This is a genomic window from Myxococcus sp. AM010 (genome assembly GCF_013372585.1).
GTDB lineage: Bacteria > Myxococcota > Myxococcia > Myxococcales > Myxococcaceae > Myxococcus > Myxococcus vastator.
In genome coordinates this window covers 58,549-83,181 of the sequence record NZ_JABXEO010000001.1, presented here as the reverse complement: position 1 = coordinate 83,181, position 24,633 = coordinate 58,549, and the positions used below count along the sequence as shown (strand labels likewise).

The window sequence follows — 24,633 nt, the reverse complement described above, 5'->3', positions numbered from 1 at the left end:
GTTTCCGCTGCAGGGCAGGCCCACGGTGCCGGGCGAAATGAAGGCCGGTTCAGGTGTCGCGCACTTCAACGAATGGAGTGTTCCTGCTACAGATCCGACGGCACGGCAGCGTGGCATGCCGGGCGGGTGCCGGTCCGGCGCTCGCCTCACCGGAGGCATCGTGAACGGCCCTACCTACAAAGCGGAGATCATCGACCGAGTCATCTTCTCCCGCTGGGAGAATCCTCCGACCAAGGAGGACGTGACGCTGGTGCTGGCGCAGATGCAGGAAGCGGCGACGCGGCTCAACACGAACCTCATCTACGTGGGGTCGGTGAGCTCGAAGTCGAAGGTTCCCGACGCGAACGAGCGCGCCGTGCTCAACCAGTTCCTCATGGATGCCCGCCGCACCTGCGTGGAGCAGGCGTGGCTCGTCTACGAAGGCACGGACCTGCAGCACAACCTTCAGCGCGTCATCATCTCCGGCGTGCTCATCCTCACGCGCACCTTCGACAACTTCCTGTCGGTCGCGAAGTCGGGTGACTCCATCGTCAAGGACGTGAGCGCGGTGCTGAAGAAGGACGCCGCGCCGCTCTTCACGATGGCCAAGGAGCGCGGCCTCATCGCCTGACGTCGGCGGCGCCTTCAACGGGCGCCGTGGACCTCCAGCTCCTTCAGCTCGGTGTCCACGCGCTCGGGGAAGACGCTCACCGCGTCCACGTCGCGCAGCGGCACCTGGAGCGGGCACTGCTCCCACTGACCCGTGCCGTTGAAGCGGCACACGGTGGGGTTGACGAAGGCGAAGTCCTTCTCCGGGTCCTTCAAGCCCACGCCTTGCGGCGTCCGGACGATGGCCCGCACCGTCCCCGGCCCCGTGGCGCGGACCATCACCGACACGAGCTGCTTCAGCGTGGGCGCGTAGCTCGCGCGCAGCGCGCCGTCCGCCTCCCAGCGCTTGCTCTTGCGCGCCTGTCCTACCGGGACGCCTGTGTTCTCGTCCTGGTCGAACGCCTGGAAGCCGGGCTCGGTGCCTTCAATCCGGTCCGGCTTCATGGCGCTCGTCTCGGGAGGAGTGGGGCCCGCGGCCAGGGCGATCAGCGCGGGCGTGGGCGCCACGAGGTTCGCGGCGGCGGCGCGCAGCAGCGCGTCATCCAGGAGTCCTGTCCGTGAGCAGCGGGGCGCCAGCGCTCCGGCGAGCGCGAGCACGGGTTGCCGCACGGTGAGGCCCGACTGGGCCGCGGGCGCGATCCCCAACTGGACGAGCGAGGCACACGCCCCTCCCAGGCCTGCCCCCGCGTGCTCCAGATTCCATTTCGCGCTCGCGGTGTCGGCATGCGGACCCACCGCGGCGCTCAGCAGGGCCTGTCCCACGGCCTGGGCGCACGAGTTGGCGGCGGGCGGGCAGCGCTCACACAGGCTGGCCAGCAGGCCGCGCAGCGGTGTGGCTTCTCCTTCGGATAAGGGCGAGCGGGCGTCCAGGGCCGCGCCCAGCGCGCAGGCGCGGGCGGGCGGCTGACGGCATGCGTCGAGCTGCTGGCGGGCCTCAGCCAGGGCCCGGGGGGCCTGGGGCGTGCGGAGGGCGCTTTCGAGGGCCCGCTCCAGCGTGCGGCACTCCGGGGTGGAGGCGGGAGCGGGGGCTCCGGCCGGGACGTCACCCGCCTGGGCCGTTCGCGCTGGCCGAGGACCGGGCGCTTCCTCCTGGTGCGTCACACACCACAGGCGTCCGAAGGCGATGAGTGCCACCAACATCAAGAGGAGGGTTCGGAGCGGGAAACGGCGCACGAGCAAACTCCTTGATTCCAACCGGGACCGGGGGTTATCAGCCCCACCGGGTTCCATCCGCAATAATTACGGAGGCGTGCGTGGCTGAGACGTTCGACGTGGTGATCATCGGTTCGGGCCCCGGCGGCTACGTGGGCGCCATCCGCGCGGGTCAGCTGGGCCTGAAGACGGCCATCATCGAGAAGGACAAGCGGCTGGGTGGCACCTGCCTCCATCGCGGCTGCATCCCGACCAAGTCCCTGCTGTGGACCGCGGAGCTGTTCCACCACGTCCGCGAAGCGGCTGACTTCGGCGTTGATGTGAGCAGCCCGGCCATCAACTGGCCCAACGCGATGAAGCACAAGGACAAGATTGTCACCAAGGGTGCCAACGGCATCGACTTCTTGATGAAGAAGAACAAGGTGACGGTGGTGAAGGGCCACGGCCGCATCGCCGGCAAGGGCAAGGTGGAGGTCACCGCCGAGGACGGCTCCAAGCAGGTCCTGGAGGCGAAGAACATCATCATCGCCACGGGCTCGGTGCCCAAGTCCCTGCCCAACGTCCCCGTGGACCACAAGCGGGTGCTGAACAGCGACTCCATCCTGCAGATCGACCGCGTCCCCAAGAGCATCATCGTGCTGGGCGCTGGCGCGGTGGGCTGTGAGTTCGCCTCCGTGTTCAACCACGTGGGCAGCAAGACCGCCATCGTGGAGTACCTGCCCGCGCTGCTCCCCATCGAGGACGCGGACATCTCCAAGGAGCTGGAGAAGATCTTCAAGCGCCGCGGCATCGACGTGCACACCGGCTCCGCGGTGGAGAAGGTGGAGCACACGGCGGACGGCGTGCGCGTCACCATGAAGGTGGGCAACGAGACCAAGACGCTGGATGCGGAGATCCTCCTGTCGGCGGTGGGCCGCTCGCCCGTCACCGAGGACGTGGGCCTGAACAAGACGAACATCCAGGCCGAGCGCGGCTACATCAAGGTCGATTCGATGCTGCGCACCTCCGAGCCGAACGTCTACGCCGTGGGAGACATCATCCCCACGCCGATGCTGGCGCACATGGCCAGCGCGGAGTGCGTGGTGGCCGTGGAGCACATCGCCGGGAAGAACCCGCAGCCCATCAACTACGACCTGACGCCGTCGGCCACGTACTGCTACCCCGAGGTCGCCTCGGTGGGCCTGACGGAGAAGAAGGCCAAGGAGCGCGGCTACGACGTGAAGGTGGGCATCGCTCCGATGGGCGCCGTGACCAAGGCCGCCATCTCCAACGAGGCCACCGGCATGATCAAGATCGTGTCGGACCGGAAGTACGACGAGGTCCTCGGCGTGCACCTCATCGGGCCGCACGCGACGGAGCTGCTGGCCGAGGCGTGTGTCGCGCTGAAGCTGGAGATCACCACCGAGGAGCTGGCCAACACCATCCACGCGCACCCGACGCTCTCGGAAATCGTGCACGAGGGTGCCGAGGCCACGCTGGGCCACCCGCGCCACTTCTAGGCGGCGGTGCCTCGCTTGAAGTCCCAGGGGCCGTCCCGGTGTGCCGCGGACGGCCCTTCGTATTTCCGGCCCACGCGGCCGCGCGAGGTGACGCTCTCCTGACTGGCCGCCCTCACGGGGGCTCCTGGCCTGTGCCCAGGCGCCGGGGGCATTAGTAGAGAGGCGACAACTGGCGGACGACTGGTGGATGCTGACGCCTTGCGTCAGTGGCTTCCGCTTGAACGTCCTCCGTCCAACCCATAGAAGGCCCGCGATCCATGGCGACTCCCGACCGGTTCCCTCTCCCCCAGGTGACTGAGACCACCCGCAAGCCGGAGTGGCTGAAGGTGCGGCTCCCGCACGGAGAGGGCTACGAGCGGGTCAAGGCCATCGTGAAGCGCACGAAGCTGGCCACGGTGTGCGAAGAGGCCCGCTGCCCGAACATCGCCGAGTGCTGGGGCGGTGGCACCGCCACGGTGATGCTGATGGGCGAGGTGTGCACGCGCGCGTGCCGCTTCTGCCACGTGAAGGTCGGCGCGCCTCCGCCGTTGGATCCAATGGAGCCCATCCATCTGGCCCAGGCGGTGAAGGAGATGGACCTGGAGTACATCGTCGTCACGTCCGTGAACCGGGATGACCGGCCGGACGGCGGCGCCAGCCACTTCGCCTCCGCCATCCGCGAGCTGCGCCGGGAGAGCCCGCGCACCATCGTCGAAGTGCTCATCCCTGACTTCAAGGGCGTGGAGCAGGACCTGACCACCGTGGCGGAGGCCAGGCCCCACGTGGTGGCGCACAACGTGGAGACGGTGGAGCGCCTCACGCCGACGGTGCGAGATCGGCGCGCGAAGTACCACCAGTCCCTGCGCGTGCTGGAGTACCTCAAGCACCGCCCCGAGGGCCTGTACACCAAGACGTCCGTCATGGTGGGCCTGGGGGAGACGGACGCGGAGCTGGAGCAGACGTTCAAGGACCTGCGCGACGTGGGTGTGGACGTGCTGACGCTGGGCCAGTACCTGCAGCCGTCGCAGTACCACCTGCGCGTGGAGCGGTTCGTGACGCCCGCGCAGTTCGAGGCGTACAAGACGCTGGCCGAGTCCTACGGCTTCCTCTACGTGGCCTCCGGTCCGCTGGTGCGGTCCAGCTACCGGGCCGCTGAGTTCTTCATGAAGGGCCTGATGGAGCGCGAGCGGATCGAGCGGCTCGGCTGAGCGGTGACGCTCCGATTCATGGCTTGACCCAACACCCCTGCTTCCCGGAAAGACGACTCCATGGCGATCTTCGAATTCAAGCTCCCCGACCTTGGTGAAGGCGTGATGGAGGGTGAGCTGGTGAAGTGGCACGTGAAGGCGGGGGATTCCGTCAAGGAAGACCAGGTGCTCGCCGAGGTGATGACGGACAAGGCCACCGTCACCGTCCCCGCGCCCAAGGCGGGCCGTGTCGTGAAGACGCACGGCAATGAAGGCGACCTGGCGAAGGTGCACCAGCTCCTCGTCACCCTGGAGGTGGAGGGCGACGCGCCGGCGCAGTCCAGTGGCCATGGCGAGGCCAGCGCGGCTCCCGTGGCCGCGGCGCCCGCGGCGGGTGGCCAGGGCGGTGGGGCGCCCGCCTCGGCGTCCAAGGTGCTGGCCACGCCGGTGACGCGGCGGATGGCCCGCGAGCACGGGCTGGACCTGGCGGCCATCTCCGGCACGGGGCCGCAGGGCCGCGTGACGAAGGCGGACGTGGTGGCGGCGCTGGAGGGGGGCGAGAAGAACGTCGTCGCGGCTCCGGCCGAGCAGAAGGCGCGTCCCGCGGCTCCGCCGGTCAGCTCGGGCGCGGCGGACGAGCGCGTTCCGCTGCGGGGCCTGCGCAAGAAGATCGCCGAGAAGATGGTGCGGTCGAAGTTCACGGCGCCGCACTTCGCCTTCGTCGAGGAAGTGGACGCCACGGAGCTGGTGGCCCTGCGCGCGCGGCTGAACGCGCAGCTGGCGGCGGCCGGTGAGAACACCAAGCTCAACTACCTGCCGTTCATCATCAAGGCGACGGTGGCGGCGCTGAAGAAGTTCCCGCACCTGAATGCGAACTTCGATGAGGCGGCGCAGGAGCTGGTGGTCCGCGGCGAGTTCAACATCGGCATGGCGGCGGCGACGCCGGACGGCCTCACCGTGGCGGTGGTGAAGAACGCGGACCGGCTGACGCTGGCTGACCTGGCGCGTGAGACGGCTCGCCTGGGCGCCGCCGCGCGTGACCGCAAGCTGAAGATGGAGGAGCTGACGGGTGGCACCTTCACCATCAGCTCGCTGGGGCAGAGCGGCGGTCTGTTCGCCACGCCCATCATCAACCACCCCGAAGTGGGCATCCTGGGCGTGCACCGCCTCAAGAAGCGCCCGGCTGTGGTGGGGGACCAGGTCGTCGTCCGCGACATGATGAACCTGTCGCTGTCGTGCGACCACCGCGTCATCGACGGCTCGGTGGCGGCGGACTTCACGTACGAGATCATCAAGTACCTGGAGAAGCCGGACCTGCTGTTCCTGGCCATGGCGTGAGGTGAGCGCCGTGGCAGGTCCACGCCCCCGACGTGAGGGGCGTGGTGGCCCTGGAGCCGGGCCGGGAAGCGCCTGACGCTGGGGCTCGCGTTCAAGGGCCGCGCGCGGGGGCTTCGAGCCGGTTAGGCTCTCTCCGTATGGCCGAGAACCCTCGCGAGCTGATCCGCGCCGCGCAGTCCGCCGAGACACAGGGGGACGTGGCCCGTGCGGTGGAGTGCCTGCAGAAAGCGGCGGAGCTGTACCGTCAGGCGGGCAATCCGTCCCGCGCGTTGCAGCTGCTTCGTCATGCGCAGCGGCTGGACGGCAGCCGCGCGGACATCGCGGATGCGGTGAACCGGCTGGAGTGGATGCCGGAGCCTGTGCTCGCACGGTCGGAAGCGGACACCGACGACGAAGAGGCCTTGCCTGGGGCCGGGCTGGTGCGTTCCCTGGAGTCGGAGTTGCTTCCGGACGTCGGCCACCGGCAGCGGCTCATCGAGGATGCGCTGCGCGAGGCGACCCTGCACGCCGGCGACGACGCGCCTGGCGACGCCGCCCAGGCCTGGGTCATCGAGACTGCGGTCGCGGAGGACGCGCAGCGGCTCGAAGCGCAGCTTGCGCGTGTCGCGGGCGCGGTCGAAGGCGCCGAGGAGTCCTCGCGCCAGACGGATGCCCCGCCTCGGCGTCGCGGAGAGGCCCGGCTCATCGAGCGCGGCCCCACGCGCGCGGATGCGGCGCTCGACGCGTGGTGCTCCTTCTGTTGCCGTCCACGCACGGACACGGGGGACCTGGTCGCGGGGCCCGCGGGCGCGTTCATCTGCAAGCGCTGCCTGAACGAGTCGCAAGCCCTGCTGGGCGACGTCACCCCGGTGCCTCCACTTACGGTGTCGCGGAGGGGCCGTCCCGCGGTGCCCAGCATGGGGCTCGTGGGGCAGGGCGCGACGCAGGCGCTGCTGACGCAGTCGCTTGAGGCCCACGCGCGGACCCTGCTGGTCGTCGGGCCCGAAGGCAGCGGCAAGAGCGCCTGGTTCCAGGAGCTCCAGCGAGAGGGCGTGGGCGTCATCACCCCCGTCGCGGACCTGGACCTGACGACTCAGTCGCGCGCCCTGCTGGTGGAGGACGTGGATCGCCTGGATGCGTCATCCCACGCGGCCCTGCGAGCCTTCCTGGCCCAGGACCGCCGGCCTGTCGTGGTGCTGAGCGCGAGGGGCGTGGGCATGGAGGCTCGGGGCCTCAGCCTTCGCGGGGCCTCACACAGCGTTCCCGTGCCCACCACCGCCGCGCTGACTCAGGCCGTGCGCGGCACCGTGCCCACGGACCTCCTGGAGCATGTGCAGGTGCTCCTGCCGCTCCAGGTGCCGACTCACGCTGAATTCATGGAGATTGCCCGCCAGCGCCTGGCCTCGCGCGAGCCCGCGGTCTCCGCCTCCGAGGACGTGCTCAAGGCGCTGGCCCTGGAGGCCAGCCGCGCGCCGCGCGCGGGCCATGAGCTGCACGCCCTCCTCAACCGGGTGCCCACGGGAGCGTGGAGCCTGACGCCCACCGTGAAGCCCGCGTCCGCGCGGAAGGCACGAAGGAAGCGAACATCATGAACACCATCACCGTCTACCGGCTGGGCCGTGTGGAGTACGAGGACGGGCTCGCGCTGATGCACCTCTTCAGCGAGTCCCGCCGCCAGGGGCTCTGCGGCGACGCGCTGCTCCTCTTGGAGCACCCGCCCATCCTCACCCTGGGCCGGGCCGCGAAGCGCGAGAACATCGTCGCCAGCGACGCGCGGCTGGCGAAGGAGGGCGCGGAGGTCTTCGAGACCAACCGTGGAGGCGACGTCACCTACCATGGCCCCGGCCAACTGGTGGGCTACCCCATCTTCCTGCTGCCGGAGGGCCGGCACGACGTGCGCCGCTACGTGCGCGACGTGGAACGCGCCGTCATGCAGGTGCTGGCCCAGTGGGGCATCACCGCGGGCCCCATCCCCAAGTGGCCCGGTGTCTGGATTGGCGAGGAGGGCGCCGCGGACGCGCGAAAAATCGCAGCCATTGGCGTGCACCTGTCGCGCTGGCTCACCACGCACGGCTTCGCGCTCAACGTGAACACGAACCTGGACCACTTCCAGCTCATCGTCCCGTGTGGCATCCGCGAAGCGGGCGTCACGTCCATGCAGCGCGAGCTGGGCCGCGCACTTCCCATGACGGAGGTGGAGGAGGCCATCGCCAGTAGCTTCTGCACCGTGTTTGACAGCGAGCGCTTGGACGCGCCGCCACCGCTGCGGACGGTGAGCATCGCGGTGGTGAAGGGCCGTGGCCCCGAAGCGCGGGTGCTGCTCGTGCGCCGGCGCCCTGAGCGGGGGGGCTTCTGGCAGGTCCTCACGGGGAGGCTCGAAGCGGGTGAATCGCCCGCGCGGGCCGCCGCGCGGGAGCTGGAGGAGGAGACAGGCCTCCGCGTGCCGCTGGTGGACCTGGACTACCGCCACGCCTTCGCCCTGGGGGAGGTGCTGCCACCTCGACTCGTGGAGGAGAACGGCTTCGCCGCCCACGTGTCGCCGGGCGCGGACGTGCGCCTGAGCGCCGAGCACGACGCCTTCGAGTGGGTCGACGTCCCCACGGCCTTGGAGCGGTTGCCCTTCCGGGGCCTGCGGGAGACGGTGAAGCGCGCTACAGCTTGATGACCAGGGACTCGCGAGCGGCGATGGCGTCGGGGCGGTGCTTGCGCACCTGACGCAGCAGCCGGTCCATGCCCGCGTCATCGCGTGACGGGTCGTGGTGGAAGAGCACCAGCTTCTTCACCTCGGCCTTGTCCGCCGCGTGCACCGCGGCCTGCCAGGTGGAGTGGCCCCAGCCGGTGCGCGCCGGCCCGGTGCGGCCGTGGTACTCGTCCTCGGTGTACATGGCGTCGTAGATGAGGACGTCCGCGTCCTGGGCGAACGCGTAGAAGGCCGCGTCCATGTCGCTGCCATGCTCCAGGTCGGTGGCGTACACCACCGAGCGGCCCTGGCACTCGACGCGGTAGCCCATGTTGCCACCCGGGTGGTTCAGCTCGATGGTGTGCACCGTCGCCGGGCCCAGCCGCAGCGTCTGCGTGGCGGCCAGGTCCGTGTACGTGAGCTGCGCCCGGAACACGCCGTCCGCCGTCACCGGGAAGTACGGCGGCACCATCTGCCCGCTGAGGAGCTGCTTCACCGACTGCCCATGCCGCGCCGGGCCGTAGACAGTCAGGGCGCTCGTGGGCAGGAACATGGGCCCGAAGAAGGGCAGGCCCTGCAGGTGGTCATAGTGGTAGTGCGAGATGAAGATGGAGCCCTTCACCGGCTTCTTCTTCGCCACCAGCGCATTCCCCAGCGCGCGCGCGCCGGTGCCCAGGTCGAAGATGAGCAGCTCGTCCCCGCAGCGGACCTCCACGCAGGGGGTGTTGCCGCCGTAGCGCTTCGTGTGCGCGCCCGGTGAAGGAATGGAGCCGCGCACACCCCAGAAGCGCACCTCGAAGGGCACGCGGGCCTGGTTGCGCGTGACGGTGTTCCGCCGCCGCGCGGGGGGCTTCTCAGCCGGCTTTGGCTTCCGTGTCGTCGTCCTCGGCGAAGAGCTCAATCAGGTGCCCCGTACGCTCGCGCTTCGTCCTCAGGTAGTCGACGTTATGCGGATTGTGCTCGGTCCGGGAAGGGATTCGACGCCGGACGGGAATGCCTTCTTCGACCATGCCCGCGATCTTCAGCGGATTGTTGGTCATCAGGTCCACCGAGCGCACATCCAGGCTCCGCAGCATCTCCGCCGCGATGTCATAGGTGCGCAGGTCGTCCGCGAACCCCAACTGCCGGTTGGCTTCGTAGGTGTCCAGTCCCTTGGACTGCAGCGCGTAGGCCTTGATCTTGTTGCCCAGGCCGATGCCGCGCCCCTCCTGCCGCAGGTACAGCACGACGCCCTGTCCCGACTGGGTGATGAAGTCGAGCGAGCGGTCCAGCTGCTGGCGGCAGTCGCACTTCAGGCTGCCGAAGACCTCGCTCGTGAGGCACTCGGAGTGGATGCGCACCGGGACACCCTCGTGTCCTGAAACCTGTCCGACGACGAGCGCGACGTGCTCCCGCCCGTTGCGCCTGTCCCGGAAGACGATGGTCCGCAGCGAGCCGCGCTCGGTGGGGATGTCCGCCTCCGAGAACCGCTCCAGGTGCTGCGTGGGCTTGCGGGTCGGAAGGACCTGAGGTGAGCGTGTGTCCGACATGTCGAGTCCTCTCCAGATGCGGGCCCCTGTTTGGAGTCCTCAGGTTCTCAAGTCAAGGCGGGCTCGAACTTTCGAACACGAGCCCCTACGAGGATGCTCCACGGCGTCCTTCGTTCCTCAGGCCACCCATGAGAGCGGAAGCAGTTCTACCGCGTCCCCATCCGTCAAGCTGCTGGCTTCCCGGGGGAAGTGCAGCAGATGGGTGGCCGCCGCGGCAGAACGCAGGGCACCGGACGTTTGTGTCGCCAGAGGACGGGCCCACAGGTTGCCTTCTCGCCAGGCAGCCGTGACGCGGACGAAATGCGCCAGACCGGAGGGCTTGGACAGCTTGCCTTCCAGGCGTCCGGCCACGCGTCCGGGCCCCACCTGCGCATGCCCCATCAGCTTGCGCAGGGCCGGGCGCACGAAGAGCTCGAACGTCACCAGGGAAGACGTGGGATTGCCCGGGAGCCCGAAGAAGAGCGTGTCGCCACGACGGCCCACCACCAGCGGCTTTCCCGGCTTGATGGCGACGCGCCAGAAGTGCTGCTCCACGCCCAGCGCGGCCAGCACTTCCTTCACGTAGTCGCGCTCGCCCACGGACACCCCCGCGCTGGTGATGACCACGTCGAACCCGTCCAGCCGGGAGAGGGCGGCCAGCACGGCGTCGCGCGTATCCCGGGCGATGCCCAGCCGCGTGGGAAGGCCGCCCGCGCGGCGGACCGCCAGCGCCAGCGACGGCGCGTTGGTGTCCACGATGCGGCCGTTGGGTGGCTCGTCCGCGTGGCACAGCTCGTCGCCAGTGGAGAGGATGGCCACTCGCGGTGCGCGCGACACGGGCACGATCTGCCGGCTCTGGGCCCAGAGGAGGCCCAGCTCGGGGATGCCCAGCGGCGTGCCGCATGCCAGCAGCAGCTGCCCCTCCCGAGCGTCCTCGCCCCGGGGCCGCACGAACTGTCCCGGCCCCACCGCTTCGAGCACGTCGACCTGATCCGCGCCGCCCTGGCCCACGGGCCGCGTCCGCTCCCGCATCACCACCGCATCCGCGCCCGCGGGGAGGGGAGCGCCCGTCATGATGCGGGCGCACACCCCGGGGAGCAGCGCCTGATGGCCCACCGCGCCCGCGTAGAGGGTCTCCCCGACGTCGAGCCGGACGGGCAGGGGACCCGCCAGGTCCGCGCTGCTCACCGCGTAGCCGTCCATGGCTGAGTTGTCCCAGGGAGGGAGCGTACGCTGCGCCGTCACGTCCTCGGCGAGCACTCGCCCCAGGGCGTCATCCAGCGGCAGCCATTCGCTGGGAAGGGGCGCGCACAGGGCCAGGATCCGCGACCGGGCTTCTTCTTCCGGCAGCAATGTGGCGGAGTCGTTCATGCCCGGCTTATAGCCATGCCGTGGCCCTGTGGCTTCGATGCGTTCGCGAACAAAGTCCGTGAGATAATCAAGTGTTAGTTTGACAGTCTACCTGATCATCGTTACAAGCAGCGGTGATCGCGAGGCTTGCCTGCCCTCTGGGTAGGTCCGCCAACCCGTTGAAAGGACACGGGAACTCTAAAGGAGACTGCGTCGATGGCCAAGCCCAAGTCCGGGGCCAAGAAGACGACTCCCGCTGGCAAGGCTGGCGCAAAGCCCGCTGCGAAGAAGGACTCCGCTGCCCGGCTGGATCTGATCAAGAACGCCTCCAAGCGGGCGGCGAAGGCGGCGACGAAATTGGCGAAAGCGGCATCGGACGTAACGAAGGGGGCCAAGAGCGCGGCGAAGAAGGCCGTGCAGGAGAAGGCCACCGCGAAGAAGGCCGCGCCCGCCGGGAAGACGGCCTCGGCCGCCAAGGCGGCGCCACCAGCCGCGAAGGCCCCGAAGGCACCTCCTGCGAAGGCACCTCCGGCGAAGGCGTCTCCCGCGAAGGCGTCTCCCGCGGCGAAGTCCGCCGCGGGTGCCAAGACGGGGAAGGCGAGCGCGGTGCCCGCCGCCCCGCCAGTGGAGAGGCCCCGTCCTCGCGCCACCAAGCTCCCACCCCCGGGCGAGCCGCTCACCAAGCGTGAGATGGAGCAGCTTCTGACGGCCGGCGAAGGCCGCGGCGTCACGGGCGAGGGCAGCCTCAAGGGTCGCTTGGTGGTCACCAACGACATGCCGCACCTGGTGGTCGTCGGGCGCGACAAGCGCGAGCTGACCTTCCTCCTCCAGGGCCCGGATCAGGAAGTGCTCCCGGCCTACCTGGACCACAAGGTCTCCGTCAGCGGGCTGATCCGCAAGACGACCAACCACGCTGGCGTGGTGGACGTGCGCAAGTACTCGGCCAAGAAGCCAGACGCGGAGGTGGTGGAAGCCACCCCGGTGGAGACGGAAGCGCGGCTGCGCTACCTGTCACCCGGCGAGGTCTCCATGGTGACGGCGGCCGGCATGGGCGCGGGCATCAAGGGCTTCGCGGGCGTGCGTGGCAACCTGGAGATGACGGGCGAGGAGTTCGTTCTCGTCGTGTCCAACGGCGGCACGCGCCAGCAGGTGTCATTCATCATCGAGGGCAAGTTCGCCACCAAGGCCCTGCGCAAGCACGTGGGGCACACGCTCCAGGTGCAGGGCGTCGTCGACAAGACGTCCGGCTGGGGTGGCCGCATCCACGCGGAGAACGTGGAGCCGCGGCCGTCCGAAGCGCGCGCCGTGTCCCGCGATGAGATGGAGCTGGTGCACATCGAGGGAGAGGTTCCCGCGTCCGTGGACGTGCGGCTCAACCACGGCCTCACCGTGCGCCTGCCCGAACATCCCGGCTTCACCTGGGCCATCGAGCCCACGGTGGCCAAGCGCGTGGGCCTGCGCGAAGCCAACTTCGAGCCCGCGCCCGAGGACGGTGCCGGCACCCGCGAGTTCTTCTTCACCCCTCGCAACCCGGGCACCTTCGAGGTGGAGTTCTTCCTGGCCAAGGCGCTGTCGCCTGGCCTGGTGGACCGCTCCTTCAAAATCAACGTCACGGTCAAGCCCTGAGGGTCGCCGCCCCGCCCGGAGCAGGTTCCGAGGGGCGGCCGGTCGCCGGGGGGTTCCCGTTCGGCCGCTTCGGGCTTACCCGTTCCCGTAGCGGCCGAGCCGCGACCCCACCGTGAGCCTTTCTCCAGAACACCTCAAGCAGCTTCTCTCTGACGCAGACCACCCGCTGGGCATCAAGGAGCTTCTCCGGCTCGCGGGCCTGCACCCTGGGCAACAGACGGAGCTCAAGCGCACCCTGCGCGAGCTCGTCCGTCAGGGCGACATCCTCAAGGACGGCAAGCGCTTCGTGCCCCGGCATCCGTCACGGCGCGAGGCCGACGTGCGTGCAAAGGAGCAAGGCGCTCCCGAGGCGTGGCGTCAGCGCGGCGCGGAAGGGCCCCGCGAAGGCGGTCCGAATCGAGGGCCACGGCAGGCAGGACCGCGTGCGGCGGGCCCTGGCGGCTTCGCGGGCCGCCGGCCTGAGCCGGGGGCGCGCGGCAAGCGCGCGGGCTGGCAGGAGCGGGGCCCGGGGAGTGAGCGCCGGGGCGCCTCGAAGCACGGAGGGGGCTTCCGGCAGGAGCGGGCGCAGGGGCCCGGCCGCCGGGGCAGCTTCAGCGAGGCCGAAGGTGATGGCCTGCTGGAAGGCATCCTCCATGTCCACCGGGATGGCTTCGGCTTCGTGCATCCGCTGTCGGCGGAGGGAGGGGACAACGTCTTCCTGCCGCCGCACGAGGCCCAGCGCGCGCTCGACAATGATCGGGTGGTGGTGGCTGTCTCGGGGCGGCCTCCGCGCCTGGAGGGCCGGATCATCCGGGTGGTGCAGCGCCGTCGCGAGCTGGCGGTGGGCACCTACGTCGTGAAGGGCCGCTACGCCGTGGTGTACCCCACGGATTCGAGCCTGCCCGGCCCCATCCGCGTGCCGCTGACGCAGATGGCGCGCGAGGGGGACCTGGTGAAGGTCCAGCTGGGCATCGGTGCCCAGATGTTGGACCCGGACCGGGGGCTGCACGGCGAGGTGGCCGGCTCCCTGGGCAAGCCCGGCACGCCGAGCGCCGAGGTGCTGGGCGTCGCCTACTCGCAGGGGTTCTCCGACGAGTTCCCGCCGGAGGTCATGGGCGAGGCGGACCGCTACGCGGTGACGGTGTCGGAGGCAGAGGCCCGCGGCGAGCACCGGCGCGACCTGCGCGCCATGCCCCTCATCACCATCGACGGTGAGGACGCGCGCGACTTCGACGACGCTGTCTACGTGGAGGACGGCGCGGACGGGTGGCGGCTGGTGGTGGCCATCGCGGACGTGACGCACTACGTGTGGGAAGGCAGCGCGCTCAACGCGGAGGCGCTGCGGCGCGCCACGTCCGTGTACCTGCCGGACCGCGTGCTGCCCATGCTGCCGGAGCGGCTGAGCAACGGCATCTGCTCCCTGCGCCCGGACGAGGACCGGCTGTGCATGGTGGCAGACCTGACGTTCGACCGCCGGGGCCACCGCCGCTCCTACGACTTGTACCCAGCGGTGATGCGCAGCGTGGCGCGGTGCACGTACAACGAGGTGCAGGACGTCCTCGACGGCAAGGACGTGCCGCACCGCAACGCGCACAAGCCCCACTTCGAGCGGCTGATGTCGCTGGCCCGCGCGCTGATGAAGATGCGCAAGGCGCGCGGCGCCATCGACTTCGACCTGCCCGAGCACAAGGTGGTGCTGGACGAGGAAGGCCTGCCCGCGCGCATGGACAAGCGCGAGCGCAAGGACAGCCACCGGCTCATCGAGGAATGCATGCTCGCCGCCAACGAGGCGGTGGCGACCTTCTTCCAGGACGAGGGCCTGCCCACGGTGTACCGGTTCCACGGAGAGCCGGACCCGGAGAAGCTGGCCACCTTCGCCGCGCTGGCGGAGGCCTATGGCTTCAAGATGCGCGTCGAGGACGGCGTGTCGTCGAAGGAGCTGGATGCCTTCGTCAGCCAGCTCCAGGGCCACCCTGAGCAGCGGGCGCTGAACCAGCTCCTGCTGCGCTCCATGATGCAGGCCGTGTACACGTCGTCGCGCGTGGGCCACTACGGCCTGGCCGCCGAGCACTACCTGCACTTCACGTCGCCCATCCGCCGCTACCCGGACCTGCTGGTGCACCGGCTGCTCAAGGCCCACTGGGCGCGGAAGGGGCGCAAGCCGACCCCGTCGATGCTGGAGCGCGAGGAGGACCAGCTCGAGGACATGTCCGCGCAGTGCTCCGAGCGCGAGCGCGCGGCGATGCAGGTCGAGCGGGAGGTGGTGTCCTTCTACGCGTGCCTGCTGATGAAGGACCGCGTGGGCGAGGAGTTCGCCGCCACCGTGGCGGCCATCACCGACTTCGGCTTCTTCGTCGAGCTGGACGAGGTGCACGTCGAAGGCCTGGTGAAGGCGGAGACGCTGGGGCCGGGGGCGAAGCTGGACAAGCTGACGCACTCCCTGGTGTACGCGAATGGCCGCCGGGTGCGCGTGGGACAGAAGCTGCGGGTGCGGCTGACGTCCGTGAACGTGACGGCGAAGAAGCTCGACTTCGAGGCGCTCCAGTTCGAGGGCGAGGCGCTGCTGCCCCGTGTCGAGGCGCGGGGCCAGCAGCCGCACCGGCGCCGGGCGTGGACGGCCGAGGCGCCGCCGCACCGCGAGCGGGATGAGCGGCGGGAGCGGGCAGGGCGCCCGGGCCGCCGCGAACGCGAAGCCTCCGAGAGCCGGGGCGCGCCCGCGTCCCAGGCGCCTCGCGAGGAGACCGGCGCGGGACGTCCACGTGGGCGCTTCTCCCGCGAGGGCCGTCGTGAGGAGGCCGCACCGCACCGGAAGGAGCCTCGGTTCCCGCCCAGGGCACCGGAAGGACAGGAGCCTCCCCGTTCTGAATCGCCCGCGTGGCCCAAGCGCAGGACGTTCATCCGCCCGGAGCCACAGGCGCCGGCGCCTGTGTCCGCCGAAACGGCCGAACCGCTTCCGCCCGAAGCGCCGCCCGCGCCGTGGGAAGTGCCGACAGGGGATGACGCCGCCCGGTCTCCGCACCCGGGTTTCGACCGGATCCGCGCGTTGGCGTCCCAGCGTCAGCCTGGGTCCGAAACCCGCGGCGCCTCCCATGGACGGTCGTTCCAGAAGCAGAAGCCGCAGGGCGGACCGGGACCCCGGTTCCCCGCGCCCAAGCCCAGGAGCGAGTCCGAGGACGACATGGTCTTCTCGATGGAGCCCCCGCGCCCTGCTCAGCCCGAGCCGCCCGTCGAAGCGCCCGAGCGGGCCCACGACAAGCCCGTGACGGCGGCGCCCCTGCAGGCGACGCCGGAGCCCGTCCGGGCCGCGCCTGTGGACGTTGATGCGCCGAAGCGCAAGGCGACGCGGAAGAAGACCGTGGTGAAGGCGGCGCGGCCCCCGGCGCGGAAGAAGAGCCCGGCTGGAAGCGTCAGGAAAGCCACCGCCAAGAAGGCCAAGAAGCCCGAGAAGCCCAAGAAGGCCACGGCCAAGGCGAAGAAGGCCGTGCCCGCTCGGTCCGCGAAAGCCACCAAGGCGGCCGCGTCCAAGCCCAAGGCGAAGGCGCCGTCGAAGAAGGCCGCGAAGCCGTCCGTGGTACGTGCCACGAAGTCAGCGAAGGCTTCGGGGACCGCCGCGAAGAAGAAGGCGCCTTCGGGGCGCAAGAAGCGCTGAGAGCGACGCGGGCCTCACCTTCATGGGGCCCGCGACTTCAGGAGGCAACGTGAGCGTCGTCCGGTTGCTGGGTGTCATGCTCGCCATCGCGGGCGCCGTTTTGCTCTGGTCTGGGCTCAAGGCCCGGGACTCGCTCGCGGAGCGGGCCACGGAGTTGTTCACCGGCCGGAACACCGACCGCACCACGCTGTATCTGGCGGGTGGCGGCGCGGCGTTGGTGGGCGGAATCCTGATGGTGCTCGCGGGCGGAGGCAGACGGCGGCGCTGAGCCGGGCGTCGCGCGGCGAAGCGTCGAGCCGCCAGCGCGGTCCTCCTCGGCGACGGCGTGGGCCCCGTGGCGACAGTGGACATGCGCCGTCACCGCGCGCACGGGGCTCACGTGAAGGACTGGCGTTTCGCCTACGCGTTCAGCAGCGCGGCGTGATGCCGGAGGTGGTCCTCCATGAAGGTGGAGACGAAGTAGTAGCCATGGTCGTATCCTTCCTGGATGCGCAGCGTGAGGGGCTGGCCCACCGCGTCGCAGGCCTCGCGCAGCAGCTCCGGCCGGAGCTGTTCCGCGAGGAACTTGTCCGTCGTTCCCTGGTCCACCAGCAGCGGCGGCAGGCGGACCTTGCTGGACCGCAGCAGCTCCGTGGCGTCGTAGTCCCGCCACGCCTCCTGGTTGTCGCCCAGGTAGCCGGTGAAGGCCTTCTGGCCCCAGGGCACGCGCATGGGCGCGGCGATGGGCGCGAACGCGGACACGGAGCGGTAGCGCCCCGGGTTGCGCAGCGCCGTCACCAACGCGCCGTGGCCGCCCATGGAGTGACCGAAGATGCCCTCACGGTCCGCCTGGGCGGGGAAGTGCGCGGCGATGAGCGCCGGCAGCTCCCGGGTGATGTACGTCCCCATGCGGTAGCGCGCCGACCACGGCTGCTGCGTGGCATCCAGATAGAAGCCCGCACCCACGCCGAAGTCCCACGACGCCTCCTCGCCCGCATAGCCCGCGCCACGCGGACTGGTGTCCGGTGCCACCAGCATCAGCCCCAGCTCCGCGGCCACGCGCTGGGCGCCGCCCTTGATGAGGAAGGTCTCCTCGGTGCACGTGAGGCCGGCGAGGTAGTAGAGCACCGGCACCTTCCGCTCCCGCGCCTGGGGCGGAGCGAAGATGCCGAAGCGCATGTCGCCGCCGCACGCCTCGGAGGCATGCCGGTAGAAGCCGACGGTGCCCCCATGGGAGCGGTGCTCGCTCAGCAGGGTGGGGGCCGCCGTCATGAGTACTTCACCACGCTGCGGATGGACTCTCCGCGGTGCATCAGGTCGAAGCCCTTGTTGATGTCCTCGAGCTTCAGCGTGTGGGTGATGAGGTCGTCGACGTTGATCTTCCCGTTCATGTACCAGTCGACGATCTGCGGCACGTCCGTGCGGCCACGCGCGCCGCCGAAGGCGCTGCCCTTCCACACGCGCCCGGTGACGAGCTGGAACGGACGGGTGCGGATCTCCTGCCCCGCGCCGGCCACGCCGATGATGATGCTCTCACCCCAGCCGCGGTGGCAGCACTCCAGCGCCTGGCGCATGGTGTTCACGTTGCCAATGCACTCGAAGCTGTAGTCCGCGCCGCCGCCCGTGAGGTTGACGAGGTACGGCACCAGGTCCTCGCCAATCTCCTTCGGGTTGACGAAGTGCGTGAGGCCGAACTTCTCCGCCATCGCCTTGCGGCCGTTGTTGATGTCCACGCCGACAATCATGTCGGCGCCCACCATGCGGGCCGCCTGCACCACGTTCAGGCCGATGCCACCCAGACCGAACACCACCACCTTGGCGCCGGCCTCCACCTTCGCCGTGTACACGACGGCGCCAATGCCCGTCGTCACGCCGCAGCCGATGTAGCAGACCTTGTCGAAGGGGGCGTCCTCGCGAATCTTCGCGACGGCGATCTCCGGCAGCACCGTGAACTGCGCGAAGGTGGACGTGCCCATGTAGTGGTGCACCGGCTTGCCGTGCAGGCTGAAGCGGCTGGTGCCGTCCGGCATCAGGCCCTTGCCCTGTGTGGCGCGGATGGCCGTGCACAGGTTCGTCTTCTGGGAGAGGCACGACTTACACTGGCGGCACTCGGGCGTGTAGAGCGGGATGACGTGGTCGCCCTTCTTCACCGACGTGACGCCCGGCCCCACGTCCACGATGATGCCGGCGCCCTCGTGGCCCATGATGGCGGGGAACAGCCCCTCCGGATCCTGCCCGGACATCGTGAAGTCGTCCGTGTGGCAGAGGCCGGTGGCCTTCAGCTCGACGAGCACTTCGCCCGCCTTGGGGCCTTCGAGCTGCACCGTTTCAATGCTCAAGGGCTTGCCTGCCTCGAGCGCTACCGCTGCGCGGACGTCCATGGTTCTTCTCCTCGAATCGTTGAGGCGGCGCAGGTTAGGTCAGCGAGCCCTGGACCGCGGGCCAAAAAGTCAGCGGGCCGCCATAGGCTGAAACACGAAGGGCCCGGAACCGGCTCGCGGTCCCAGGCCCCTGTGGACTGTCCAGAAGGTCGCGGAGGGTTACGGCGCGGGCGCCGCCGCCTTCGCGGCCTTCTGTGCCTCACCGAACTTCTTCGTCATCTCCGCGAACTGCGCCTGGTACTCGTCCATGCGCTTCTGGTGCTCCTCGGCGCGGGCGGTCGCTTCGGCGACGACTTCCTTGTTCTTCGCGTTCTCAGTCACCTCGGAGAGCGCCATCTCCTTCTGCTGCCGCTCGAACTCCATCAGCCGGCCCATCACCACGCGCTTGTTGAGATAGGTGTTGGCGGAGTTGGGGTTGAGGGCGAGGACCTGGTCGTAATAGCTGAGCGACTTCTCCAGGGACTCCTTGATGATGGGCGCACCCATGGAGCGGGCGCCGCCGCGCTGCGCGTAGATCTCCGCGATCCACCCGAGCGACGCCTCGTCCTTCGGCTCCAGCTTGAGGGCCTCGTTGAAGTACTTCTCGGCCTCCTCGGTGGTGCCGCCGGTCATGTGCATGCTGGCCAGCGTCCGGTAGATCTCCGCCTTCTCCGCGGGCGTCGTCTTGAACTCGCCCATCTTCAGGACGGCCTCGGAGGCCTCGTTCATCTGTCCCAGCTGCATGTGGGCGAAGGCCTTCTTCTCCCAGACCTTCTCCTGCTTGGGGTCCGCCTGGAGCGACAGCGCGTAGGCCGCGGCGGCTTCCTTGAACTCCTTCTTGCTCAGGTGGTTGCTGCCGGCGATGCGGTGCTTCTTCGCGGTGTCGTCCTCGGCCTTACACCCGACGACGGCACCACCCAGCGCGAGCGCTCCGACCAGCAGACCGACTTTTCCCAGGCGCTTCATATGTGTGCCTCTCAAGATTTTTGGAGGACCCACCCTCACGGGTCCTGATTTTGCGGGGAGCATACCCGAAGTCGAGCCGCCGGGGCCCTTCGCCCGCTGGCCTGCTCCCTGGTGAGCAGGCAGGCCGCGCACCGGATGTCCCAGTGCGTCATGCCGTCAGCACGAGCTTCACCAGCTCCGGCGGGCTGCCGACGCGCATGGGCGGTCCCCAGAAGCCGCAGCCTCGGCTGACGTAGATGTTCGAGTCACCGTGCGCGTACAGCCCCGCGGAGTGCTCCCACGCCAGACCAATCAGCATGGTCATGGGCATGAGCTGTCCACCGTGGGTGTGCCCCGAAAGCTGCAGGTCCACGCCGCGTTCGGCCGCCACCTTGAAGTTCGCCGGCTGGTGCGCCAGCAGCACCGCGGCGCGGTCGGGACTCCGCCCCGCGAGCGCCTGGTCCAGGTCGTAGCCCTTCTTGTTGCGCCGTCGGCCGCCGCTCCAGTCGTCCACGCCCACCAGGTCGAAAGAGGCGCCCTTGTCACCGATGGGGACGTGCCGGTTGCGCAGCACCTCGATGCCGAGTGACTCCAGGAACGCGGACCACTCCTCGTCGCCGGAGGAGTAGTCGTGGTTGCCGGTGACGAAGAAGCTGCCGTAGCGGGACTTCAGCGCGGCGAGCGCGGCGACGTGGCCGCCGAGCGAAGCCACGCCACCGTCCACCAGGTCTCCGGTGATGGCGAACAGGTCCGGGCGCAGCGAATTGGCCTGCTGGACCAGGGCGTCCATGTAGCGGCGCTGGATGAAGTGGCCCACGTGGATGTCGGTGAGCTGCACGATGGTGAGCCCGTCCAGCGCCCTGGGCAGCTTGGGAATCTTCACGGCCAGCTCGGTGACGAGCGGCGGTGAGAAGGCACGCCAGCCGCCAAAGGTGGCCAATCCGCCGCCCGCGACGAAGGCGCTTCCCGCCACGGCCTGCCCCAGGAAGCGCCGCCGGTCTTCGTCCACGGTGGTGCTGGGCACGGGCGTGTCAGGCGCGGGCGAGGCGTGGGGCCGCAGCCGCTTTGTCAGGGCCGCGAGTCCCTGGCCCACGTCCGTCAGGAGCAGGGCGGTGACGAGGCAGAGCGCCACGCCCATCCACGTGTACACCGCCATGGTGAGCAGCCCTTGGGCGCTCTCCGGAAGCAGGCCCAGCACGGTGCGCCGGTTCCCCATCACGCCCGTCATCACGACGAGCACGGCCAGCGCCAGCCGCCGAGGCAGGCGGCCAGGCAGCAGGGGCCGGACCAGCCGACAGTACAGATACAGATGGCCCAGCACCGCGCCGAGCCCGATGAGCATCGAAAAGGAGAAGAGTCGCACCGGTAGGGATGAAGGAGCGCGGGAGAAGCCACACGGTACCACGGCTCGGCCCACGGCAGGCGGGGCGCCTGGGTGGAGGAGCGGACGACCAGGATGTGGAGGCCTTCGAGCGGGGGACCGCTCGGCGCGACCGAGCCGTCCCCACGGCGACCTCAGAGCACCCAGGCTCGCCGGGTGTTCACGTCACTCTTGAAGCGGTAGTAGGGGTTGCCCGAGTCCTGCACGACGAGGGTCTCCGTCCCGTCGTCCAGGATGGCGGTGACCCGGATGTCGTTCAGGTTCCAGTTATCACCGGTATCAAAGGGGTTTGACTGTCCGGACTGAAACCGGATCGCGAACTCGCGCATGTTGCTGTAGAGGACGAGCGCGGGGAGCTCGACTTCCACGGTGCGCGTCGACCCGTTGGGCCAGCTGACGCCGTTGTTCAGGTTCTGGCTGATGGAGACGTGGTTGCCATTGAGCGCCGTGTAGCTGAACTCGGCGAAGGCGTTGCTCGCCTGGCGCAGGTCGTCGCTTCCGGTGACGATGCGGACACGAAGGTGCGTCACCTGCCGGTCACCATCCACGGCGTGGGCCTTGCCAGGTGTCATGACGAGCAGGGCGACGGCCAGGGTTGCCGTGAAGGCCGCCGCGAAGCGCTTGGAGTACATGTTCGGCGTGTGGGTCGTGTTCATGTGGGACTTCTCCATGCCAATTCGGAGATGGGTGTGTGTCATTGACTCGGTGCACGAGGCCCGCGAGCCGATAGGGACCCTGCCTTGACGGGCTTCGCGTGAACACTGCCAAAGTTTTTGCACTGCCCGGACCCCGCGGCCGTGGGGCATTGCGCTGGGATGGCGAGACACGCGGTGCTCATCCTGGTCGTGGCCCTGTTCCGCGCGGCGGCGTTCGCCGCGCTCCCACCCGAGGGCTTTGGCGGGCATCCAGAGTCCCTGCGCATCCGGCTGGTGACCATTGGCCCCGGCGCGGACCTGCACCAGCGCTTCGGCCACAGCGCGCTGTGGGTCGAGGACACGCGCCTGAAGACAGGTCTCCTCTACAGCTATGGCACGACGTCCATCGCGAATGGGGGGCCGGTCCGCTTCCTCCTGGGCCAGCCGACGTTCTGGGCGGCGCGCCTGTCCGTGGAGCGGACCTTCCTGCTGTATCGCGCGCTGGCGCGGTCCATTGACGTGCAAGACCTGTCGCTCACGGTGGCGCAGCGTCAGCGGCTCCTGGCGCGGCTGGAGCGTGATGTCCAGCCCGCCTCGCGTGAATATGCCTATCACCCACTCAGGGACAACTGTGCGACGCGTGTGCGGGATGTCCTTGATGAAGCATTGGGTGGCGCGCTCCGGGATGCGCTCACGGAGCCGGCGCGCGCCACCCAGCGAGCGCTCCTCCGGCGATACGTCCAGACGCAGCCGGTTACGGAGCTGCTCCTGATGTCATGGCTGAACGACGCCGTGGACGCGCCCGCGACCCAATGGGAGGCGGCCTTCCTTCCTCGGGAGCTCGCCAGGTTGCTCATGGGGGTGTCCTATGTGGATGGCTCCGGCAGGCGCATCCCGTTGGTGAAGCGCGAGGGGGGGGCGTCCCCGTCCATTGACGGGGCCACCCCTGTCGGCGCCGGCTGGGAGGGGGCCGCCGCCTGGGGACCTGGCGTTGGCGGCGCGGCCCTGGCCGTCATCCTCGCGGTCCTGCGCGGGCGCGGCACGCACCGGGTGTTCCAGGTGCTCTTCGGCCTCTATCACGCCGTGTTCGGGCTCACGCTCGGCGCGGCGGGCGTGGCGCTGGGTGGTTTGATGCTGTTCTCCAGGCTCGACGTCATGCAGCGCAACGAGAACCTGTTGCTGGCCAATCCGCTTGCCTTCGGGTTGCTTCCGCTGGGCATCCTCATGATGTCCGGCAGCGGGCGCGCGGAGCGCTGGGCACGCGGATGCGTCTGGCTGCTCGTGGCGGGCTCGCTGCTCGCGGTGGTGCTCAAGCTCTTGCCCTCATTCGACCAGGACAACCGCGGGCCCATGGCCTTGTGGCTGGTGGCGAACCTGGGACTGGGGCTCGCTCACGTCTGGCGGTTGCGCCGGCCGTCCGTTGCGCCTGGCTGCGAGGTGGGGCCCGCCGCGGGAGAGCGGGAAGGGGCCCGCGGAGCTACCCGCTGGACGGCAGCGTGACTTCGACCCGTGCGCCTCCCTCGGGCGGGTTGCAGGCGCGCAAGGTGCCGCCGCTTGCCTCGACGAGCCCGCTCACCAGGAGCATGCCCAGCCCAGACCCCTCTGGCTTGGTCGTGCCGCCTCGGGGGCGCTCCCCCTCCAGCAGCCCTGGCTGGAAGCCCGGCCCGTCATCGCTCACGCTGAGCAGGACGCGGTGCAGCGCCGGGTTTGGCGCCACGCTGATTCGCACCGTGCGCGCGCCTTGCCGGCCATCGCCTTCACAGGCGTTCACGAACAGGTTGGTGACCACGTGCGTGAACCCGCGCTCTCCGCCGACAACGCGGACGCAGACGTCGTTGGCGGCACGCCCCAGGCCCGCTGCTCCTTCCAGTTCGAACCGGACCCGGGAGAACCTCGTCTGGACGACCTCCATGGCGCGGCGCAGCGTGGCGCTCACGTTCACCGCCGTCGCGTCTTCAATCACGGTCAGCTCGCCCAGCGTCCGGGTCTTCACGCTCTCGATGAAGCGGGTCAGCTCACCCAGGTCCTGGACCAGGGCGCTCGCATGGCCGGGCGCGCTGGCGCCCATGGGCTCGCGGAGGAGGAGGTCGGCGCGCAGCCTCGCCGCGGACAGCAACGTGCGCACGTCATGGTGTTCGCGCAGCAGCGCGCGCAGGTTCGTGCGCGCACGCTCGATGTGGGCGCTCGCCGTCCCGGCATCGAGGACCAGCCGCCGTGCGATGCCACAAATCACCGAGGCGACGATGCCCGCGCTGCCGATGAAGATGAACAGGAGCAGCAGCTCCTTCGCCCCATAGGTGGCCTTCCCGGCATTGACGTGGAGGTCGAGCGCCGTCAGGCCCCCCATCAACAGGAGGTTGGCCGTCGTCCCAATCCACGCGGCCGCGGGCGACAGCCGCAGCGCGGTGATGAAGGCCACCGCGATGGCCGCCGCGGGGTCCGGCATTCGCAGCAGCCCGGTGTAGTGAGGGCCATGCCAGAGCACCGTGGAGAGGAGGGACGCATGGGCGAAGACGGCGTCCAGCACCGTGGAGGCCACGAGCAGCTTCGCGCCAAACATCCGCCGCCGGGCCGCCCACAGCGCCAGCGCCGACACCGCGATGCTGCCCAGCAGCAGGGGAAGCTGGAGCCAGGCCGCCGCGGCGCCGCCCTCGGCGTGGGCTCCACCCAGCGCCAGGAAGCGCGCCAGGATGAGGGCACAGAAGACCATCCGGACCCCGCTGACCAGCGCTTCGCCCACGTTCGAAGCGTCGGACAGGACCCGCTGCGCCATCTGCTCCAGCGCCGGCGGTCGAGGACTCAAAGACATTCATGGTAGG

Annotated in this window: 20 protein-coding genes; 10 read left to right on the top strand and 10 right to left on the bottom strand. The window is 69.7% G+C overall.

The window, feature by feature from the left end; translation table 11 throughout:
* Window positions 1-160 precede the first annotated feature (160 nt).
* Window positions 161-610, top strand: coding sequence for a DofB protein (locus HV826_RS00340; protein WP_176415008.1), 450 nt, complete (start codon window positions 161-163; stop codon window positions 608-610).
* A gap of 14 nt (window positions 611-624) precedes the next feature.
* Here HV826_RS00340 and HV826_RS00335 read toward each other — a convergent pair whose 3' ends face one another.
* Complete coding sequence (locus HV826_RS00335) at window positions 625-1,761, bottom strand: hypothetical protein (protein WP_368670802.1); 1,137 nt, start codon at window positions 1,759-1,761, stop codon at window positions 625-627.
* 80 nt (window positions 1,762-1,841) lie between these two features.
* Here HV826_RS00335 and lpdA point away from each other — a divergent pair, with 80 nt between their 5' ends.
* From lpdA to lipB, 5 genes are all read left to right on the top strand, one after another.
* Window positions 1,842-3,239: a dihydrolipoyl dehydrogenase gene (gene lpdA / locus HV826_RS00330; protein WP_176415006.1), complete on the top strand. Its 1,398-nt coding sequence runs from the start codon at window positions 1,842-1,844 to the stop codon at window positions 3,237-3,239.
* Window positions 3,240-3,496: 257 nt separating this feature from the next.
* Entirely contained in the window at window positions 3,497-4,426 is a 930-nt protein-coding gene (gene lipA / locus HV826_RS00325; RefSeq protein ID WP_176415005.1) for a lipoyl synthase, read from the top strand.
* Between the two features lie 60 nt (window positions 4,427-4,486).
* The gene (locus tag HV826_RS00320) at window positions 4,487-5,743 is read left to right on the top strand and encodes a dihydrolipoamide acetyltransferase family protein (RefSeq protein WP_176415004.1); all 1,257 of its coding nucleotides are present in this window, start codon (window positions 4,487-4,489) and stop codon (window positions 5,741-5,743) included.
* 137 nt (window positions 5,744-5,880) lie between these two features.
* Window positions 5,881-7,314 (top strand): ClpX C4-type zinc finger protein, encoded by a 1,434-nt coding sequence (locus tag HV826_RS00315; RefSeq protein ID WP_255207627.1) that lies wholly within the window; start codon window positions 5,881-5,883, stop codon window positions 7,312-7,314.
* Window positions 7,311-8,384 carry a lipoyl(octanoyl) transferase LipB gene (gene lipB / locus HV826_RS00310; protein ID WP_176415002.1) on the top strand — a complete coding sequence of 358 codons (1,074 nt, stop codon included), beginning with the start codon at window positions 7,311-7,313 and terminating at the stop codon, window positions 8,382-8,384. The genes HV826_RS00315 and lipB overlap by 4 nt, the downstream gene beginning before the upstream one ends.
* Here the strand turns inward: lipB and HV826_RS00305 are convergent.
* The 3 genes from HV826_RS00305 to glp all read right to left on the bottom strand — a co-directional run bounded on the left by HV826_RS00305 (window position 8,374) and on the right by glp (window position 11,281).
* Window positions 8,374-9,207, bottom strand: a complete 834-nt coding sequence (locus tag HV826_RS00305; RefSeq protein ID WP_176415001.1) for an MBL fold metallo-hydrolase — start codon at window positions 9,205-9,207, stop codon at window positions 8,374-8,376. The two genes, lipB and HV826_RS00305, sit on opposite strands and share 11 nt — an antisense overlap.
* Window positions 9,208-9,256: 49 nt before the next feature.
* Window positions 9,257-9,931, bottom strand: a complete 675-nt coding sequence (gene ribA, locus HV826_RS00300; RefSeq protein ID WP_176415000.1) for a GTP cyclohydrolase II — start codon at window positions 9,929-9,931, stop codon at window positions 9,257-9,259.
* Window positions 9,932-10,048: 117 nt separating this feature from the next.
* The gene (gene glp, locus HV826_RS00295) at window positions 10,049-11,281 is read right to left on the bottom strand and encodes a gephyrin-like molybdotransferase Glp (RefSeq protein WP_176414999.1); all 1,233 of its coding nucleotides are present in this window, start codon (window positions 11,279-11,281) and stop codon (window positions 10,049-10,051) included.
* A 195-nt stretch (window positions 11,282-11,476) separates the two neighbouring features.
* Between glp and HV826_RS00290 the strand changes: the two genes are divergently transcribed.
* From HV826_RS00290 to HV826_RS00280, 3 genes are all read left to right on the top strand, one after another.
* Window positions 11,477-12,886: a protease inhibitor I42 family protein gene (locus tag HV826_RS00290; protein WP_176414998.1), complete on the top strand. Its 1,410-nt coding sequence runs from the start codon at window positions 11,477-11,479 to the stop codon at window positions 12,884-12,886.
* A 112-nt stretch (window positions 12,887-12,998) separates the two neighbouring features.
* Window positions 12,999-16,514, top strand: coding sequence for a ribonuclease R (gene rnr, locus HV826_RS00285; RefSeq protein ID WP_176414997.1), 3,516 nt, complete (start codon window positions 12,999-13,001; stop codon window positions 16,512-16,514).
* A gap of 49 nt (window positions 16,515-16,563) precedes the next feature.
* Window positions 16,564-16,782 carry a DUF3185 family protein gene (locus HV826_RS00280; RefSeq protein ID WP_163777026.1) on the top strand — a complete coding sequence of 73 codons (219 nt, stop codon included), beginning with the start codon at window positions 16,564-16,566 and terminating at the stop codon, window positions 16,780-16,782.
* A 131-nt stretch (window positions 16,783-16,913) separates the two neighbouring features.
* Here HV826_RS00280 and fghA read toward each other — a convergent pair whose 3' ends face one another.
* The 5 genes from fghA to HV826_RS00255 form a co-directional block, all read right to left on the bottom strand.
* Entirely contained in the window at window positions 16,914-17,765 is an 852-nt protein-coding gene (gene fghA, locus HV826_RS00275) for an S-formylglutathione hydrolase (protein ID WP_163777028.1), read from the bottom strand.
* Window positions 17,762-18,874, bottom strand: a complete 1,113-nt coding sequence (locus tag HV826_RS00270) for an S-(hydroxymethyl)glutathione dehydrogenase/class III alcohol dehydrogenase (RefSeq protein WP_176414996.1) — start codon at window positions 18,872-18,874, stop codon at window positions 17,762-17,764. Before HV826_RS00270 ends, fghA begins: the two co-directional genes overlap by 4 nt.
* Window positions 18,875-19,033: 159 nt before the next feature.
* Window positions 19,034-19,819 (bottom strand): tetratricopeptide repeat protein, encoded by a 786-nt coding sequence (locus tag HV826_RS00265; RefSeq protein WP_176414995.1) that lies wholly within the window; start codon window positions 19,817-19,819, stop codon window positions 19,034-19,036.
* Between the two features lie 148 nt (window positions 19,820-19,967).
* Window positions 19,968-21,140 (bottom strand): metallophosphoesterase, encoded by a 1,173-nt coding sequence (locus HV826_RS00260; protein WP_176415244.1) that lies wholly within the window; start codon window positions 21,138-21,140, stop codon window positions 19,968-19,970.
* Between the two features lie 173 nt (window positions 21,141-21,313).
* Window positions 21,314-21,835: a hypothetical protein gene (locus tag HV826_RS00255; protein WP_176414994.1), complete on the bottom strand. Its 522-nt coding sequence runs from the start codon at window positions 21,833-21,835 to the stop codon at window positions 21,314-21,316.
* Between the two features lie 159 nt (window positions 21,836-21,994).
* Between HV826_RS00255 and HV826_RS00250 the strand changes: the two genes are divergently transcribed.
* The gene (locus tag HV826_RS00250; protein ID WP_176414993.1) at window positions 21,995-23,314 is read left to right on the top strand and encodes a DUF4105 domain-containing protein; all 1,320 of its coding nucleotides are present in this window, start codon (window positions 21,995-21,997) and stop codon (window positions 23,312-23,314) included.
* Here the strand turns inward: HV826_RS00250 and HV826_RS00245 are convergent.
* The gene (locus HV826_RS00245) at window positions 23,292-24,623 is read right to left on the bottom strand and encodes a sensor histidine kinase KdpD (RefSeq protein WP_176414992.1); all 1,332 of its coding nucleotides are present in this window, start codon (window positions 24,621-24,623) and stop codon (window positions 23,292-23,294) included. The two genes, HV826_RS00250 and HV826_RS00245, sit on opposite strands and share 23 nt — an antisense overlap.
* Window positions 24,624-24,633 lie beyond the last annotated feature (10 nt).

Coding starts and splice junctions, on each gene's coding strand:
- HV826_RS00265 (WP_176414995.1), bottom strand. CDS start 19,819: ATGAAGCGCCTGGGAAAAGTCGGTCTGCTGGTCGGAGCGCTCGCGCTG.
- HV826_RS00320 (WP_176415004.1), top strand. CDS start 4,487: ATGGCGATCTTCGAATTCAAGCTCCCCGACCTTGGTGAAGGCGTGATG.
- fghA (WP_163777028.1), bottom strand. CDS start 17,765: ATGACGGCGGCCCCCACCCTGCTGAGCGAGCACCGCTCCCATGGGGGC.
- HV826_RS00290 (WP_176414998.1), top strand. CDS start 11,477: ATGGCCAAGCCCAAGTCCGGGGCCAAGAAGACGACTCCCGCTGGCAAG.
- HV826_RS00260 (WP_176415244.1), bottom strand. CDS start 21,140: ATGCTCATCGGGCTCGGCGCGGTGCTGGGCCATCTGTATCTGTACTGT.
- ribA (WP_176415000.1), bottom strand. CDS start 9,931: ATGTCGGACACACGCTCACCTCAGGTCCTTCCGACCCGCAAGCCCACG.
- lipA (WP_176415005.1), top strand. CDS start 3,497: ATGGCGACTCCCGACCGGTTCCCTCTCCCCCAGGTGACTGAGACCACC.
- HV826_RS00250 (WP_176414993.1), top strand. CDS start 21,995: ATGGCGAGACACGCGGTGCTCATCCTGGTCGTGGCCCTGTTCCGCGCG.
- HV826_RS00255 (WP_176414994.1), bottom strand. CDS start 21,835: ATGAACACGACCCACACGCCGAACATGTACTCCAAGCGCTTCGCGGCG.
- HV826_RS00270 (WP_176414996.1), bottom strand. CDS start 18,874: ATGGACGTCCGCGCAGCGGTAGCGCTCGAGGCAGGCAAGCCCTTGAGC.
- glp (WP_176414999.1), bottom strand. CDS start 11,281: ATGAACGACTCCGCCACATTGCTGCCGGAAGAAGAAGCCCGGTCGCGG.
- lipB (WP_176415002.1), top strand. CDS start 7,311: ATGAACACCATCACCGTCTACCGGCTGGGCCGTGTGGAGTACGAGGAC.
- HV826_RS00245 (WP_176414992.1), bottom strand. CDS start 24,623: ATGTCTTTGAGTCCTCGACCGCCGGCGCTGGAGCAGATGGCGCAGCGG.
- HV826_RS00315 (WP_255207627.1), top strand. CDS start 5,881: ATGGCCGAGAACCCTCGCGAGCTGATCCGCGCCGCGCAGTCCGCCGAG.